This is a genomic window from Curtobacterium sp. MCBA15_016 (assembly GCF_001865105.1).
In the GTDB taxonomy this organism is placed as follows: Bacteria; Actinomycetota; Actinomycetes; order Actinomycetales; family Microbacteriaceae; genus Curtobacterium.
The window spans coordinates 91774-107793 of the sequence record NZ_MJGR01000020.1 but is presented as its reverse complement, the minus strand read 5'-3'; the positions used below and the strand labels follow the sequence as shown (position 1 = coordinate 107793).

Sequence of the window (16020 nt, the reverse complement as noted above, 5' to 3'; positions counted from 1 at the left end):
CGTCGCGACGCTACTCGAAGCGGACGGAGCCGCGAGGTCCCGCCGGCGGACGCCCACCGCCGTCGAGCGCACGCTCGACCGCGATCCGCACGATGCCCCCGTTGTAGCCCTTGCGCATCAGGAAGCCCGAGAGCCGTCGCTCCGCCGTCGCTCGGTCGAGCCCGCGGAGCTGCCCGGCACGCTTCTGCGCGAGGTCGATCGCCCGGACGAACTCGTCGTCCTCGTCGTCGGCGGCTGCCTCGAGCGCCGCGTCGATCGCGACCTGGTCGATGCCGCGGCGCCGCAGTTCGGCGACGACGCCCTGGCGCCCCAGACCCTTGCGGTCGTGGAGGCGGTCGACGAGGTCGGTCGCGAGCGCCACGTCGTCCACGAGTCCGACGCGGGTGAGCCGCTCGATCTCGTACTCGACGACGTCCGGGTCGAGGTCGTTCTTGGTCAGCATCGTGCGCAGCTCGGACTCGCTGACGCCCTTGCGACCGAGCGCCCGCATGCTGAGCCGCTCGGCGTCGGCACGCTGTTCGTCGATCGGCCGTGGGGCGTCCGCGGGGTCGAGTTCGGCACCGCCGTCGATCGCGAACACGGACGCCGTCGTGGCGTCCGCCGTCCGGTCGTCGTCGTAGCCGTCCTGCTCGGCACGGGCACTGCGGCCACTGCCGTCCCCGACGACGGGCGAGAGCCACTCCGCCTGTGCCCGAGCGCCCTGGATCGGCAGCGGGACCGGTGCGTCGGCATCGGCTCCGCCGCCATCAGCCACGGCATCCGTGTCGCCCGCCGTCTCCGGCCCAGCCGCGGATCGGCGACGGGACCGCGCACCGCGCGCACCGAACAGGTCGGTGACCGGTGCGAGGTCCTCGTCGCCGTCGTGGTCGGTCGTCACGCGCCCTTGCGCTCCGCGATCTTCGGCGCGATCGACTCGACGGGAGCCTCGACCGCCTCGGCCGACGCGCCGCCGACACCGAGCTTCGCGAGGATCTTGCCCTCGATCTCAGCAGCGATCTCGGGGTTCTGGATCAGGAACGACCGCGAGTTCTCCTTGCCCTGCCCGAGCTGGTCGCCGTCGTAGGTGTACCAGGCACCGGACTTCTTGACGATGCCGTGATCCACGCCGAAGTCGAGCAACGAACCCTCGCGCGAGATGCCCGTGCCGTACAGGATGTCGAACTCGGCCTGCTTGAAGGGCGGGGCCATCTTGTTCTTGACGACCTTCACGCGGGTGCGGTTGCCGACCGCGTCGGTGCCGCTCTTGAGCGTCTCGATGCGACGGATGTCGAGGCGGACCGACGCGTAGAACTTGAGCGCCTTACCGCCGGCGGTGGTCTCGGGGCTGCCGAAGAACACACCGATCTTCTCGCGCAGCTGGTTGATGAAGATCATCGTGGTCTGCGTCTGGTTCAGGCCACCGGCGAGCTTGCGGAGTGCCTGCGACATGAGGCGGGCCTGCAGACCGACGTGCGAGTCACCCATCTCGCCCTCGATCTCGGCGCGGGGCACGAGCGCCGCGACGGAGTCGATGACGACGAGGTCGATGGAGCCGGAACGGACGAGCATGTCGGCGATCTCGAGCGCCTGCTCACCGGTGTCCGGCTGGGAGACGAGCAGCGCGTCGATGTCGACGCCGAGCTTCTTCGCGTACTCGGGGTCGAGCGCGTGTTCCGCGTCGATGAAGGCCGCGATGCCGCCAGCGCGCTGGGCGTTGGCGATGGCGTGCAGCGTCAGGGTCGTCTTACCCGACGACTCCGGGCCGTAGATCTCGATGATGCGGCCACGCGGGAGCCCGCCGATGCCGAGCGCGACGTCGAGGGCGACCGAACCGGTCGGGATGGTGGCGACGGGAGCGCGCTCGTCAGAGCCGAGGCGCATGACCGTGCCCTTGCCGAACTGACGGTCGATCTGGGCGAGAGCGGTCTCGAGAGCCTTCTCGCGGTCCTGGGGTGAGGGCATGGTGTGCTTCCTTCGTGCTCGGTGTCGGCCGCCTGTAGGCTGTCGCGTCCACCCGGCCGGTGGTGCAGGGCCGGTGCTTCAGCGACAAGGCTTCGGGCTGTTCCCGTTGACTCGAACCTAGGGCGGGCCACCGACATCACTGCCGACGACCGCGCGATCTGTGGACGAACTCTCCGGACAGCGCCGCTGTGGAGGAAGCTACCACCGATCGAACACCCGTTCGAGCAACACGCCGAACAGAGTTTCGGACGGAGACCGCGCGTCAGTCCCGCGGTTCCGCCAGCCCCTTGCCGTGCCGCTTCTCGAGCGGGACGTCCTGCGACTCGCACAGCGCCTCCCACACGCGGCGCGCATCGATGCCCGCGTCGAGCGCCTCGGCCGCCGAGCGTCCGCCGAGTTCCTCGAGCACCACGTCACGACTGACGACGGCACCGTAGGCATCGCCGAACACCTGGTCGACGGCCCGCCAGAACTCACTCACGCGCATCATCCCAGCGTAACCGCGCCGCCTCGCCGCCAGAGCACGGCCCCGGAACGCCGAACGCCCCCGCTGGCGGACCAGCGGGGGCGTTCGGGAAGCGGTGGTGTCAGCGCACCGCGAGGTCGTTGTCGAACTCGGCGACGAGGTCGTCCGGGAGCGTGTCGGGCACCGGGGTGAGCCCCTCGACCACCGCGAGACGGTCGCCGACCTCACGCATGATGGTCGAGATGGGGGTGTCCAGCGCGTCCGCGACGGACGCGAGGATCTCCGAGCTGGCTTCCTTCTGCCCACGCTCGACCTCGCTGAGGTACCCGAGAGCCACGCTGGCCTTGGACGCGACCTGACGGAGGGTCCGGCCCTTCTGCAAGCGGAAGTCCCGCAGAACGTCGCCGATTTCCTGACGAACGAGAACCATGAGAACTCCTCCTCTCTGTCGTCTCCGCGCCCGCTCGGTCCTGATGGCCGAGTTCGGGTTCAGCAACAGTAGCGTTGCCGGTTGCAGCATGCTAACCACGCCGGCTGCTCTACTGCTGGAGATTGCGTGAGATGTAACCCAGTGGAAACGGGACCTATTCCCGGGCCCGGATCGTGGACGACATCCGTGCCAGGAGTTCGGAGACGGTCGCCCAGCGGATTGCATCGCGATCGCCGTCGAGGTGCAACTCGTACGCCTGGGCACCGTCGGCGTCCGCGATGCCGACGAAGACCGTCCCCACCGGCTGACCGTCCTGCGGGTCGGGTCCGGCGACACCGGTCGTGCTGATGCCCCAGGTCGCGGGTGCTCCGTCGACCGCGAGTGCTGCTCGCACGCCCGAGGCCATCTGCCGAGCCACCTCGGGGTCGACCGCACCGTTGGACGCGAGCAGCGCCGACGAGACGCCGAGCACGGTGTGCTTCACGGGCGTCGCGTAGGCCACGACTCCCCCGCGCACCACGGCGCTGGCGCCCGGCACGCCGACGAGGGTCGCGACGACGAGTCCACCGGTGAGCGACTCCGCCACGGCGACGGTGTCGCCCCGTTCGGTCAGGCGCGCGACGAGGTCGCGAGCGGACGTCCGGACGTCGGGTCCGGTGTCGTGTCCTGGAGGCGCGGTGCCGGTGACGTCGTCGGCCGCCGTCACGCGGTGGTCCGGTTGTGCTTCCACGCCTGGTACACGTAGTCGATGCCGCTCAGGATGGTCGCCAGGAAGGCCGCGGTCATCAGGATGCCGTTCACCCAGTGTGCCCAGTCCCCCACGAGGTTCCACCACGGGAAGAGCGCGGCGGTCAACGCGACGGCCTGCAGCACGGTCTTGATCTTGCCGCCCCGGCTCGCCGGGATCACCCGGTCCGAGAGCACCGCGAACCGGAAGACCGTGATGCCGATCTCGCGCACCATGATCAGCACGGTCACGTACCAGGGGAGCTCGCCGAGGATCGACAGCGCGACGAGGGCGCCGCCGATGAGGACCTTGTCCGCGATCGGGTCGACGAGCTTCCCGAAGTCCGTGACGAGGTTCTGCCGGCGGGCGATGATGCCGTCGGCGCTGTCCGTGACGATGGCGACGACGAACACGACGGCCGCCCAGATGCGCAGCGGCCCGTCGGTGCCGGCGTCCGTCAGGAGCAGCACGAAGAACAGCGGCGCCATGAGGATGCGCACGACCGTGATGATGTTCGCGACGTTGCCCGTCGACGCCGGGCCGGGGCCCTTGCGCAGGAGTCGTCCGCGCCACGGGAAGCGTGCGCCGTGCGTGGTCTCCGTGCTGTCCGAGGCGGTCATCGCACTCACTCCCTGCCCGTCAGTCCCCACGCGTCCTCATCGGGCTCGTCGTCTGCTTCATCGTACCCGCGCGTCATGTCCGCCACCGGGTCGGCACCGTAGCGGTCGCCGTCGTCGGTCGGGGCCGACGCCGGAGCCGGCGCCACGGGAGCCGGACCGGCAGCGGGGGCTGCCGGGGCAGCACCCGCTGGTGGCTCCTCGCCCCGGAGCTTCGCGAGCACGGCCGGCAGCTGGTCGGTCGTCACGAGGACGTCGCGCGCCTTCGAGCCCTCGGACGGCCCCACGATGTCGCGGGACTCCATGAGGTCCATCAGACGGCCGGCCTTGGCGAACCCGACGCGGAGCTTGCGCTGGAGCATCGAGGTCGACCCGAACTGCGTCGACACGACCTGCTCGACCGCCGCGAGCAGCAGCTCGAGGTCGTCGCCGATGTCCGCGTCGATCTCCTTGCGCTCGACCACGGCCTGGACGTCCTGGCGGTACTCCGGACGGGCCTGGCGGGTGACGTGCTGGACGACCTCGGCGACCTCGCTCTCCTGCACCCAGGCACCCTGGACGCGGAGCGACTTCGACGACCCCATCGGCAGGAAGAGCGCGTCGCCCTGCCCGATGAGCTTGTCGGCGCCCGGCTGGTCGAGGATGACCCGGGAGTCGGTGACGCTGGTCACCGCGAAGGCGATCCGCGACGGCACGTTCGCCTTGATGAGCCCGGTGATGACGTCGACCGACGGACGCTGCGTCGCGAGCACCAGGTGGATACCGGCGGCACGGGCGAGCTGGGTGATGCGGACGATCGACTCCTCGACGTCACGCGGCGCGACGAGCATGAGGTCGGCGAGCTCGTCGACGACGACGAGCAGGTACGGGTACGGCTTGAGCTTCCGCTCGCTGCCGGCCGGAAGGACGATCTCGTTGTTCGCGATCGCCTTGTTGAAGTCGTCGACGTGCCGGAACCCGAACGACGCGAGGTCGTCGTACCGCATGTCCATCTCCTTCACGACCCACTGCAGCGCCTCGGCCGCCTTCTTCGGGTTCGTGATGATGGGCGTGATGAGGTGCGGGACGCCGGCGTAGATCGAGAGCTCGACGCGCTTCGGGTCGACGAGGACCATGCGGACCTCGGACGGCTTCGCGCGCATGAGCAGCGATGTGATCATCGAGTTGATGAACACCGACTTGCCGGACCCGGTGGAGCCGGCGACGAGCAGGTGCGGCATCTTCGCGAGGTTGGCCACGACGAAGCCGCCCTCGACGTCCTTGCCGACGCCGATCGTCATCGGGTGCTTGGACTTGCGAGCGGCGTTCGAGCGCAGGACGTCACCGAGGGAGACGGTCTCGCGGTCGGTGTTCGGGATCTCGACGCCGATCGCGCTCTTGCCCGGGATCGGCGACAGGATGCGGACCTCGTTCGAGGCGACCGCGTACGACAGGTTCTTCGACAGGGCGGTGACGCGCTCGACCTTCACGCCGGGGCCGAGCTCGATCTCGTACCGGGTCACCGTCGGCCCACGGGAGAACCCGGTGACCTTCGCGTCCACCTTGAACTCGGTGAGGACGCTCGTGATGGCGGCGACGATGTCGTCGTTCGCCTGGCTGCGTGCGACCGACGGCGTGCCGGAGCTCAGCGTCGTGGCGGCCGGCAGCCGGTAGGGCGCGGCCGGGTCTTCATCGGGGCCGGCCACCGGGGGCAGGCCGTCCGTGTCGTCGGCGGCGTCGACGGAGAGGTCCTCGGCCGGGAGCGACGGCGAGACCACCGGCGACACCGAGGCGTCCGGACGGACGACCTCGGCCGGCGCCGGGCGTTCCGGCACCGGGGTCCCGAAGTCGCGCAGGGCCTGTTCGGCGATCTGCAGGTCCTGCTCGACCGAGTCGTTGAGGTTGACCGAACCGGGCTCGGCCGGCGTGTGGTCGACCAGACCGGCGGCGGCACCGGCGTTCCGGCCGGGAGCCGGCGCGGCTGCGGCGGCCGGGGGCACGGTCGACGTCGCACCGCTGATCATGGGGCTGTCGTACGCCGGGTCCTCTTCGCGACCGGACTTGTTCCGGCGCCACCACGGGATGGTCCCGCCCTCGGCGTCGGACTCGGCGGCCTTGTCGTCCTCGAAGCCGAGGTCGTCGAACAGCTGGAAGTCGGTGTCGCCCTTCGCGCCGCGCTTCTTCGTCGGCTTGGTCCGTGCGGCGGGCGCCTCGGCGACGGGCTCGTCCGTCTCCGTCGCGGGGGCCGGCGCGCCGAACAGGTACGCGTAGAGCTCGTGCAGGCGCCGACCGATCTTGTTCGGCGGCGTCTTGGTGATGATGAAGAGCGAGAGCACGAGCAGCAGCACCGCGACCGGCACCGCGACCCACTCGGTGGCGACCGCGACGAGCCAGGCGATCACGACCCAGCCGATGACACCGCCGGCGGTCGCCAGCGCGGGCATGCCGTCCGAGGCGCTCGGCTGCCCGCCGAACACGTGGCAGAGCGCCGCGATGGACACGAGCAACAGGCCGAGCCCGATCCCGATCCGGGTGTTGTCGTGCACGGACGCCGGGTGCCGGAAGAGCCACCCGGCGAAGACGACCATGATGACGGGCAACGCGAAGGCCAGCCGGCCGAACAGCCCGCCGAACGTGTACGCGTCGAGCGCCACCGAGACGGCGTTCGACGGGTTGAGCCACTCGACCACCGCGCCGGCGACCGCCAGCACGAAGAGCAGGAACGGGAACCCGTCGCGCCGCTGGTCCTTCTCGAGCGTCTCCGTGCCGAGCAGGCGGAAGACCGCGCCGACGCCGTGCGCCATCGCGAGCCAGAACGTCACGAGGGGGTTCTGTTCGCGGAAGACCGGGGTCGGTGCGGCCTGCGGCAGCTTCTTCGTCGTGGCCTGGGTGCGCGACGAGCCACGCGTCCCGCTTCCACGGGACGACGAGGACGCGCGCGAGCGCGTGGTCGACTTGGTGCCTCCGGCCATGGGCAGAACCCTAATCCCCCCTCAGGACAAACCGAGCGCGGCCCGCCGCAGCATCCGCGACGGATGCCACGGCGGGCGCGGTGTCAGTACCGGATCGCGTCGATGACCTTCACCCGGACCGCGAGCACCGCGGGCAGGAAGCCGGCGAGCGCGCCGACGAACACGGCCGACCCGACGCCGATGAGCGCCGCCTCGAGCGGGAACGGCGCCCCACCGACCTCGACCCCGCTCGTGATCAGTCCGCGCACGGTGTCGTTCCCGAGGACCGCGGCGCCGACCATCACGCCGATGCCGCCGGCCACCGCGGTGCCGAGGACGTTCTCGAGCAGGACTGCCACGAAGATCCGCCCCGCCGAGGCGCCGACGCCACGACGGATGCCGATCTCACGGATGCGCTGGCGGACGCTCACGAGCGACACGTTGAGCAGGCCGAGGCCTCCGAGCACGAGGACGAGCACCGCGACGCCAGCGATGACGTAGCGCATCGCGCCGAGCGGGTCGCCGTCCACCGAGCCCGCGGCGTCCATGCGGCCGGCGTCCACCGACACGTCGCCACCGACCGCACGCTCCGCGTCGCTGGCGATCCGGTTCGCGAGCGCCTTCGCTCCGTGCTCGGGGATCCAGACCTCGAACGTCCGCTGGTTGCCGTCGTCCGCACCGGGCGTGACGCTCGCCGTCGCGACGGAGTTCGCCAGCTGGTAGAACATCGGGTCAGTGTCGTACTCCGACGACACGTACTGCCCGATGACGACCGCGGTGACGCCGGGGGTGCCCGGCATCCGGACGGTCGGGTGCGTGACCACGTCCGCGCCACCGAGCCGGTCGAGGAACGCCTGGTTGACGACGATCGCCGGTGCCAGGCGGTCCCGGTCGGACTCGGAGAACCAGTCCCCCGCGGCGATCCGCAGCCGGTGGATCTCGGCCCACGGCGGGTCGACCGTCATGCCCTGGACCTCGGCGACACCGTCCGGGAACTGGATGCGACGGGACGTGTACGACGCCTCGGTCGCGTACTGCACGTCGTACCGGTCCGCGGCCGCGCGGAGTTCCCGGTCGACCGCGTCCGCCGTGGCCGCCGCGGCCGCACCGGTGCCGGGCGTCCCGGTGATGCTGTAGGTCGCGGGACGTCCGCCGTACTGCTCGTTGAACGCCGCCGTCACGCGCTCCGCGAGCGACCCGAACCCGACGACGACGGCGAGCGAGGCCACCGCGATCGTGACGCCGACAAGGCTGAGCACGACCCGGCCACGGTGGACCCGGAGTTCCTGCCAGGACTCGACCAGCGTGCCGACGACGGTCGTCACGACCCGGTTCACGGCGTCACCCCGACGACCTCGGCGGCGATCCCGGCGACGGACACGTCCGTGGGGTCGACGACCAGGCCGTGGTCGATGCGGTGGACGACGTCCGCTCGTGCGGCGACTGCGGCGTCGTGGGTGATCGTCACGAGCGCCGCCCCGGTCTCGCCGGCGACGGTCTCGAGGAGCTCCATCACGACACGACCCGTGTCGACGTCGAGTGCACCCGTCGGTTCGTCCGCGAGGATCAGGCGCGGTGCACGCACGAGGGCACGTGCGATCGCGACGCGCTGCTGCTCACCACCCGAGAGGCGGTGCGGCTGCGTGTCGGCGCGGTCCGCGAGTCCGACCCGGTCGAGCATCTCGAGCGCGAGCCGACGCCTGGCCCAGAAGGCGCGTCCGGTCGCGTAGAGCAGGGGGACCTCGACGTTCTCGAGCGCGGTGCGCCCCTGCAGGAGGTTGAACTGCTGGAACACGAACCCGACGTCCTCCCCGCGGATCCGGTCCCGCCGGAGCGACCCGGCACGACCGACGTCGACACCGCCGAACTCGTGGACGCCGTCGGTCGGGGTGTCGAGCAACCCGAGCACGTTGAGCAGGGTGGACTTGCCCGACCCCGAGCGCCCGACGATCGCGACCCGGCTGCCCGCGTCGACGTCGAGGTCGACGCCACGCAGGATCTCGAGCTCGGACCCGTCCGGGAGCTCGACCGACTTGCGCAGCCCGCGCACCCGGACGAGGGACGCTGCCCGCGCGCTCATCCGACCACCACGGAGCCGTCGTCGGCGAACTCGTCGCCCTCGACCTGCTCCTTGCCCGGGACGAACTGCAGGACGGTGTCGCCCTCCGACAGCCCCGACCGGACCTCGACGCTCTCCCCGTCGTTGAGGCCGAGCGCGACGGTCTTCTCGGCACGCTTGCCGTCCTCGCCCACGACCGTGACGACGCCCTTCTGCGCCGTGCCCTGCACCGCGGTCGTCGGGAGCGTCAGGACGCCCTCCGCCTTCCCCGCGGGGACCGCGACCGTGACCTCGAGTCCGGGGAACACGGTGACCCCGCTCGGCACGTCGCACGCGAGTTCCGTGCCCCCGGCCGAGGCGTCACCGGAGCCGTCGTCGCCGGCGTCGCCGTCGTCCGCGGAGGACGCCGCAGCACTCGTCAGTGTGAGGTGGGTGCAGGTGAACGGCGCCGGGCCGTCGGTGACGGTGACGGTCGCCTCGGACGGACGCGAGGTGAGGCGGTAGAGCTGGGCGGCATCGAGGGTCGCGGTCGCCCGGTAGGCCTCCGGTGCCACGCGTGCCACGGTGTCACCGATGGCCACGGGCTGCTTCGTGACGAGGTCGAGTCCGGACACGGTGCCGGACGCCGGCGCGACGACGGTCGAGAAGGTCACGGTCGGGGGCAGCGGTTCGCCGTCGTCGGTCGTCCCCGTCGACGGGGTCTCGACCCGGACGTCGATCACCGGGGCGCCCTGCTCGACGTGCGCGCCGTTGCCGGCGAACACCTTGTTCACCGTGCCCTCGACCGAGGAGCGGACGGCCGTGGCGGCCACCGACCGGATCGTGCCGGTCGCCTCGACGTCGTTCACGATGTCGCCGGTCGCGACCGTGACGGTCGGGTCCTCGATCGCGCCGGTCGGGACGGTCTCCTCGCCCTCGGGCTGGGCTGCGAAGAACGCGAGGCGGACGAGGGACACCGCGATGGCGGCGAACACGAGGAACTTGAGGCCGGGCCACACCCAGCGACGCAGGACAGTCACCCCGGAACACTATTGTCTGACATACCGACAGAAGATCATCCTGTGGGATGAAACCGGTCAGCCGACAGGCCGGAACGTACCAGGAGGCGCGGTGCACGTCCGTCAGGAACGTGCACCGCGCCTCCTGGACACGGCCACTGCGACCACCGCGACGTCCGCGGTGGTCGCGACGAGCACTACGCCTCGATGACCACCGGCACGATCATCGGACGACGACGGTGCTTCGTGTTCACCCAGCGACCCACGGTCCGGCGGACGACCTGCCCGAAGGCGTGCCCGTCGCGCGTGCCGTTCGCGGCCGCCTCGGCGAGCGCCTTCGCGATCTGCGGACGGACGTCGTCGAAGACCGAGTCGTCCTCGGCGAAGCCGCGCGACTGGATCTCCGGGCCGACGACGCACTGGCCGGTGGTGAAGTCCACCGCGGCGAAGATCGAGATGAAGCCCTCTTCCGCGAGGACCCGGCGGTCCTTGAGGTCGGCGTCGGTGATCTCGCCAACGGTCGACCCGTCGACGTAGACGTACCCGATGTCGAGCTGGCCGGCGACCCGGACCTCGCCGTCCTTCAGGTCGACGACGATGCCGTCCTGGCCGAGGATGACGTTCCGCGGCGGCACACCGGTCTGGATCGCGAGGTCCGCGCTGGCGTACAGGTGGCGGTGCTCGCCGTGCACGGGCAGCACGTTCTTCGGCCGGAGGATGTTGTAGCAGTAGAGCAGTTCGCCGGCCGACGCGTGTCCGGAGACGTGCACCTTGGCGTTGCCCTTGTGCACGACCTTCGCGCCGAGCTTGGTGAGCCCGTCGATGACGCGGTACACGGCGTTCTCGTTGCCCGGGATCAGCGACGAGGCGAGGATGACGGTGTCGCCCTCGCCGATCTCGATCTGGTGCTCGAGGTTGGCCATGCGCGCGAGCACGGCCATCGGCTCGCCCTGCGACCCGGTCGACATGTAGACGATCTGGTCGTCGGGGACGTTCTTCGCCTTCTTCGTGTCGATGAGCACGTTCTCGGGCACCCGGAGGTAGCCGAGGTCGGCGGCGATCGTCATGTTGCGGATCATCGAGCGGCCCATGAACGCGACCTTGCGGTTCGCGGCGGCAGCGGCGTCGAGGACCTGCTGCACACGGTGCACGTGCGACGAGAAGCTCGCCACGACGACCTTCTTGCGGGCGCGCGTGATGATGTTCTCGAGTACGGGTCCGATGTCGCGCTCGGGCGCGGTGAAGCCCGGCACGTCGGCGTTGGTCGAGTCCGGCAGGAACAGGTCGACGCCCTGCTCCCCCAGGCGTGCGAAGGCACGGAGGTCGGTGATGCGGTCGTCCAGCGGGAGCTGGTCCATCTTGAAGTCGCCCGTGTGCAGGACACGACCGGCGGGGGTCGTGATCGCGACGGCGAGGGCGTCCGGGATGGAGTGGTTGACGGCCACGAACTCGAGGTGGAACGGGCCGAGCTGCTCGGTCTGGTCCTCGGCCACGACGAGCGTGTACGGCTTGATCCGGTGTTCCTTGAGCTTCGCCTCGACGAGGGCCAGGGTCAGCGTGGAGCCGATCAGCGGGATGTCGTCGCGGAGCTTCAGCAGGTACGGGACGGCGCCGATGTGGTCCTCGTGGCCGTGCGTGAGCACGACGCCGAGGACGTCGTCGAGGCGGTCCCGGATCGGCGCGAAGTCCGGCAGGATCAGGTCGACCCCGGGCTGGTGCTCCTCGGGGAAGAGCACGCCGGCGTCGACGATGAGCAGCTTGCCCTCGTACTCGTACACGGTCATGTTGCGACCGATCTCGCCGAGTCCCCCGACGGGGATGACGCGGAGGGTGCCGGCTTCGAGCGGCTGCGGTTCGGAGATCTGTGTGGGCATTCGGTCCTACGGATTCGGGCGACGCGCGTCCTGCGCGCCGCGTGTTCGCTAGCGGGTGGTGCCTGGCACCTTCGGAAGAGCACCGCCGGCCGCTGCGTTGCGGTCGGGGCGGAAGTTGGAGAAGTCGGCGCCCGGGATGTCCCGGACGGCTTCGAGCGAGGTCTCGATGGCGTACGCCTCGGAGTCCTCGGGGCCGACGAGCGGCAGCCGGACGCGCGGGCTGCCGATGCGGCCGAGCCCGTGCAGGATGTACTTCGCCGCCACGGTACCCGGCACGTGCGTCATCACGGCACGGACGAGGGGTTCGACGCGCTTGTGCTCGGCGGTCGCGGTGGCCAGGTCGCCCCGGTTCACGGCGTCGACGATCGTGCGGTACGGCGTCGACGTGATGTTCGCCGTGACGCCGATGAGCCCCGTCGCGCCGATCGACAGGTGCGGGAGCACGTTCGTGTCGTCGCCCGAGAAGTACATGAGGTCGGTGTTGTTGAGCACCCGGGACACCTCGGCGAAGTCGCCCTTGGCGTCCTTCACCGCGAGGATGTTCGGGTGGTGCGAGGCCCGCACGATCGTCTCGTACGTGATCGGGATGCCCGTGCGACCGGGGATGTCGTACAGGATCACCGGCAGGTCGGTCGCGTCGGCGATCATCCGGAAGTGGGTGAGCACACCGGACTGCGTCGGCTTGTTGTAGTACGGCGTGACGATCATCACACCGTCGGCGCCGGCCTTCTCGCTCTGCTTGTACAGGTGGATCGCGTGTGCGGTCTCGTTCGACCCGCCACCCGTGATGATCTTCGCGCGCCCGGCGGCGACGGACTTGCCGACCTCGACCAGCCGGAGCTTCTCGGGGTCGGTCAGCGTGCTCGTCTCACCGGTCGTGCCGGTGACCACGATGCCGTCGGCGCCGGCGGTGATGCAGTCGTCGATGTGCTGCTCGACGCCGGGCCAGTCGACCTCGCCGTCGGCCGTGAACGGGGTCACGAGGGCGACGAGGACCTGACCGAAGGGATTCTCACGCGGGGACACGGGCACCAGCGTACCGGGGATGCGCGCGAGGGCTGCCGTCCGCGTGGACGGTGCGTGCCCGGAACGTGTCGAACCAGGTTTCCGACGTCGAACCATCGCCGATGCCTGGTGCGATGTCGTTTCCGTGGTTTGACGCCGCGGCGCACGGCGCTACGCGCGCCGGCGCCACTCGAGGAAGCGGTAGCGCGTCCCGTCGACGCGCGACTCCTGCCACGGCCCCTCGTCGACGAGCGACCACCCGGCCACCCCGGCGAGCGTCGGCGCCACGGTGTCCCCCGGCACCTCGACGTCGATCACCGTCTCGGAGACCCGGTCGGCGAAGGGCACCCCCGCCGCGTACACCTGCCCGCCGCCCATGATCCACACGGGCTCGTCGGTGTCCAGCGCGGTCGCCAGGTCGTGCACGACCTCGGCCCCGTCGGCCGTCCACGAGCCGTCACGCGTCAGCACGACGTTCCGCCGCCCGGGCAGCGGCCGGAAGCGCTCCGGCAACGACTCCCACGTGCGGCGCCCCATCAGGACGGTCGCGTCGCCGGTGACCTGCCGGAAGTGCGCGAGGTCCTCCGGCACGTGCCACGGCATCCCGCCGTCGGCCCCGATCACGCCGTTGGTCGAGCGCGCCCAGACCATCCCGACACCACGGACGGGTTCGGTCCACGAGGACGACATCAGACGGCGACCGCGGCCGTGATCGCCGGGTGGTGGTGGTAGCCGACGACCGTGAAGTCCTCGTACTCGTAGTCGTCGATCGAGTCGCGCGGCGCGAGCTCGAGTGTGGGGAGCGCGTACGCGGTCCGGGACAGCTGCTCCTCCACCTGCTCGACGTGGTTGTCGTAGACGTGGCAGTCGCCGCCGGTCCACACGAACTCGCCGACCTCGAGCCCGGTCTGCGCCGCGATCATGTGGGTGAGCAGCGCGTACGAGGCGATGTTGAACGGGACGCCGAGGAACATGTCCGCGCTCCGCTGGTAGAGCTGGCACGAGAGCTTGCCGTCGTTGACGTAGAACTGGAAGAACGCGTGGCACGGGGCGAGCGCCATCTCGGGGATGTCGGCGACGTTCCACGCCGAGACGATCAGGCGGCGGCTGTCCGGGTTCGTCGTGATCTGCTCGATGACCTGGGAGATCTGGTCGACGTGCTCCCCCGACGGCGTCGGCCACGAACGCCACTGCACGCCGTACACCGGGCCGAGGTCGCCGTCCTCGTCCGCCCACTCGTTCCAGATCCGGACGCCGTGCTCCTGCAGCCAGCGGGCGTTGCCGTCGCCGCGCAGGAACCAGAGCAGCTCGTAGGCGACGGACTTGAAGTGCACCCGCTTCGTCGTGACGAGCGGGAAGCCCTTCGACAGGTCGTACCGGAGCTGTGCGCCGAACAGGCTGCGGGTCCCCGTCCCGGTGCGGTCGCCCTTCGGAGTCCCTTCGGTGAGGACACGCCGCAGCAGGTCCTCGTAGGGGGTCGCGACGGTGGGGTCGGGCTGCACGGTCTCGCTGTCGGTCACGACCACGAGCCTACGACGAGCCGGAGACATCCACGGGCAGTTGAGTAGCGTGAGCGACATGACGACAGCGCCGCTCTCGATCCTGCTCGCCGGTGCGTCCGGCTTCATCGGTACGCCCCTCGTCCACGCCCTGCGCGAGGCCGGGCACCACGTCACCACCCTCGTCCGACGCGAGCCGCGCACGGCGAGCGAGTTCCGCTGGTCCCCGGGCACCCGGAAGCTCGACCCGGCGATCCTCGACGGCGCCGACGTCGTGATCAACCTCGCCGGCGCGAACATCGGCAAGCTCCCCTGGACCGAGACCTACAAGCAGGAGATCCTGCAGTCGCGGGTGTCCGCCACCGAGACCCTCGTCGAAGCCATGCGCCACGCGACGAACCCGCCGCCGCTGTTCCTCTCGGGGTCGGCCTCGGGGGTCTACGGGGACCGCCCGGCCGACGTCCTGCAGGACGACGCGGCCGCCGGCACCGGCTTCCTCGCCGAGGTCTGCACCGCGTGGGAGGCCGCCGCGAGCGCCGCTCCCGAGGGCGTCCGCGTCGTGACGCTCCGCACCGGCATCGTCGTCGGGAAGGGCGGCGGCGCGCTCGCACCACTCGTCCCGCTCACGAAGACCGGGCTCGGCGGCCGCCTCGGCACCGGTGGGCAGCACTGGCCGTGGATCGCCCTCGAGGACGAGGTGGGCGCGATCGTGCACCTCGCGACCAGCCCCGACGCCGCGGACGTCGTCGGGCCGGTGAACCTCGCCGGCCCCGAGGCCGCCGTCGCCGACCGCATCACCAAGCGCGTCGCCGAGGACCTGCACCGGCCCTACCTCTTCCGGATCCCGGAGTTCGCGCTCCGGCTGCTCCTGCAGCAGGCGGCCGACGAGATGCTCCTGTCGAGCCAGCAGATGGTGCCGACGAAGCTGCTCGAGTCCGGCTACGCGTTCCGGTGCCAGCGCGCCGAGGACGCGGTCGACGCCGCGTTCTGACGCGACCGGCTGCGGGCCCGGAGGCGCGGTGCGGGCCTGCACCGCGCCTCCTGTCAGGACACGCGTGCCCTGCTGAGCGCTTCGCGCATCGCGGCCCGCGCCCGCTTGCGGTCACCCGCGGCGTCGTAGACGACGCCGAGTCGGTACCACCCGCGCCAGTCCGCCGGGTCGGACTCGACCGCGGCCTTGTACTCGGGGAAGAGCTCGTCGGCGGCCTCGCGCGTGGGACGCCCCGAGGGACGGACCGGGACGACGTCCGAGGGAGCGCCGCCCTCCTGCTCGAGTCGGGCGCCGAGCCGGGTGATGCGCAGGCCGAAGCGGAACTCGAGCACGAGCAGCAGCGCACCGATCGCCGCGACGACGAAGAGCGCGACGCCGATGCCGATGCCGATCGGGATGCCCGTCGCGATGAACGCCACGGCACGCTGCCCGACGAGCACGATGTACAGCGCCAGCAGCACCGCCATGAGCGCCGCGCCCCAG

16 protein-coding genes are annotated in these 16020 nt (G+C 70.9%); 1 reads left to right on the top strand and 15 read right to left on the bottom strand.

Annotated elements, in window-relative coordinates; all coding sequences use genetic code 11:
- Positions 1-10: 10 nt before the first annotated feature.
- The 14 genes from BIV03_RS09135 to BIV03_RS09070 all read right to left on the bottom strand — a co-directional run bounded on the left by BIV03_RS09135 (position 11) and on the right by BIV03_RS09070 (position 14567).
- Positions 11-877, bottom strand: coding sequence for a regulatory protein RecX (locus BIV03_RS09135; RefSeq protein ID WP_083403319.1), 867 nt, complete (start codon positions 875-877; stop codon positions 11-13).
- Entirely contained in the window at positions 874-1941 is a 1068-nt protein-coding gene (gene recA, locus BIV03_RS09130; protein WP_070416506.1) for a recombinase RecA, read from the bottom strand. Before recA ends, BIV03_RS09135 begins: the two co-directional genes overlap by 4 nt.
- A gap of 262 nt (positions 1942-2203) precedes the next feature.
- Positions 2204-2428: a DUF3046 domain-containing protein gene (locus BIV03_RS09125; RefSeq protein WP_022907383.1), complete on the bottom strand. Its 225-nt coding sequence runs from the start codon at positions 2426-2428 to the stop codon at positions 2204-2206.
- Between the two features lie 100 nt (positions 2429-2528).
- Positions 2529-2837 (bottom strand): helix-turn-helix domain-containing protein, encoded by a 309-nt coding sequence (locus tag BIV03_RS09120; RefSeq protein WP_058742950.1) that lies wholly within the window; start codon positions 2835-2837, stop codon positions 2529-2531.
- Between the two features lie 154 nt (positions 2838-2991).
- Complete coding sequence (locus tag BIV03_RS09115; protein WP_302847417.1) at positions 2992-3567, bottom strand: CinA family protein; 576 nt, start codon at positions 3565-3567, stop codon at positions 2992-2994.
- Complete coding sequence (pgsA, locus tag BIV03_RS09110) at positions 3540-4193, bottom strand: CDP-diacylglycerol--glycerol-3-phosphate 3-phosphatidyltransferase (protein WP_083403317.1); 654 nt, start codon at positions 4191-4193, stop codon at positions 3540-3542. The genes BIV03_RS09115 and pgsA overlap by 28 nt, the downstream gene beginning before the upstream one ends.
- A complete protein-coding gene (locus BIV03_RS09105) occupies positions 4190-7132 on the bottom strand; it encodes a DNA translocase FtsK (RefSeq protein WP_071295432.1) in 2943 nt (980 codons plus the stop codon). Before BIV03_RS09105 ends, pgsA begins: the two co-directional genes overlap by 4 nt.
- 83 nt (positions 7133-7215) lie before the next feature.
- Positions 7216-8448, bottom strand: coding sequence for an ABC transporter permease (locus BIV03_RS09100; protein WP_083403316.1), 1233 nt, complete (start codon positions 8446-8448; stop codon positions 7216-7218).
- A complete protein-coding gene (locus tag BIV03_RS09095; RefSeq protein ID WP_071295431.1) occupies positions 8445-9191 on the bottom strand; it encodes an ABC transporter ATP-binding protein in 747 nt (248 codons plus the stop codon). Before BIV03_RS09095 ends, BIV03_RS09100 begins: the two co-directional genes overlap by 4 nt.
- Positions 9188-10189 carry an HlyD family efflux transporter periplasmic adaptor subunit gene (locus BIV03_RS09090; protein WP_071295430.1) on the bottom strand — a complete coding sequence of 334 codons (1002 nt, stop codon included), beginning with the start codon at positions 10187-10189 and terminating at the stop codon, positions 9188-9190. The genes BIV03_RS09095 and BIV03_RS09090 overlap by 4 nt, the downstream gene beginning before the upstream one ends.
- A gap of 176 nt (positions 10190-10365) precedes the next feature.
- Entirely contained in the window at positions 10366-12042 is a 1677-nt protein-coding gene (locus BIV03_RS09085) for a ribonuclease J (protein ID WP_070416509.1), read from the bottom strand.
- Positions 12043-12090: 48 nt separating this feature from the next.
- Entirely contained in the window at positions 12091-13068 is a 978-nt protein-coding gene (dapA, locus tag BIV03_RS09080) for a 4-hydroxy-tetrahydrodipicolinate synthase (protein ID WP_071295500.1), read from the bottom strand.
- Positions 13069-13218: 150 nt separating this feature from the next.
- Positions 13219-13737 (bottom strand): dihydrofolate reductase, encoded by a 519-nt coding sequence (locus BIV03_RS09075; RefSeq protein ID WP_071295429.1) that lies wholly within the window; start codon positions 13735-13737, stop codon positions 13219-13221.
- Positions 13737-14567, bottom strand: coding sequence for a thymidylate synthase (locus BIV03_RS09070; RefSeq protein ID WP_071295499.1), 831 nt, complete (start codon positions 14565-14567; stop codon positions 13737-13739). Before BIV03_RS09070 ends, BIV03_RS09075 begins: the two co-directional genes overlap by 1 nt.
- A gap of 58 nt (positions 14568-14625) precedes the next feature.
- On the opposite strand from BIV03_RS09070, the gene BIV03_RS09065 reads away from it, so the two are divergent.
- Positions 14626-15537 carry a TIGR01777 family oxidoreductase gene (locus BIV03_RS09065; RefSeq protein WP_175475781.1) on the top strand — a complete coding sequence of 304 codons (912 nt, stop codon included), beginning with the start codon at positions 14626-14628 and terminating at the stop codon, positions 15535-15537.
- A gap of 53 nt (positions 15538-15590) precedes the next feature.
- Here BIV03_RS09065 and BIV03_RS09060 read toward each other — a convergent pair whose 3' ends face one another.
- Entirely contained in the window at positions 15591-16004 is a 414-nt protein-coding gene (locus BIV03_RS09060; RefSeq protein WP_071295427.1) for a tetratricopeptide repeat protein, read from the bottom strand.
- Positions 16005-16020 lie beyond the last annotated feature (16 nt).

Bases quoted from the DNA above. Each gene is read 5' to 3' on its own strand.
- BIV03_RS09105 (WP_071295432.1), bottom strand. From the start codon at position 7,132: ATGGCCGGAGGCACCAAGTCGACCACGCGCTCGCGCGCGTCCTCGTCG.
- BIV03_RS09125 (WP_022907383.1), bottom strand. From the start codon at position 2,428: ATGCGCGTGAGTGAGTTCTGGCGGGCCGTCGACCAGGTGTTCGGCGAT.
- recA (WP_070416506.1), bottom strand. From the start codon at position 1,941: ATGCCCTCACCCCAGGACCGCGAGAAGGCTCTCGAGACCGCTCTCGCC.
- BIV03_RS09120 (WP_058742950.1), bottom strand. From the start codon at position 2,837: ATGGTTCTCGTTCGTCAGGAAATCGGCGACGTTCTGCGGGACTTCCGC.
- BIV03_RS09085 (WP_070416509.1), bottom strand. From the start codon at position 12,042: ATGCCCACACAGATCTCCGAACCGCAGCCGCTCGAAGCCGGCACCCTC.
- BIV03_RS09075 (WP_071295429.1), bottom strand. From the start codon at position 13,737: ATGTCGTCCTCGTGGACCGAACCCGTCCGTGGTGTCGGGATGGTCTGG.
- BIV03_RS09060 (WP_071295427.1), bottom strand. From the start codon at position 16,004: ATGGCGGTGCTGCTGGCGCTGTACATCGTGCTCGTCGGGCAGCGTGCC.
- BIV03_RS09095 (WP_071295431.1), bottom strand. From the start codon at position 9,191: ATGAGCGCGCGGGCAGCGTCCCTCGTCCGGGTGCGCGGGCTGCGCAAG.
- BIV03_RS09065 (WP_175475781.1), top strand. From the start codon at position 14,626: ATGACGACAGCGCCGCTCTCGATCCTGCTCGCCGGTGCGTCCGGCTTC.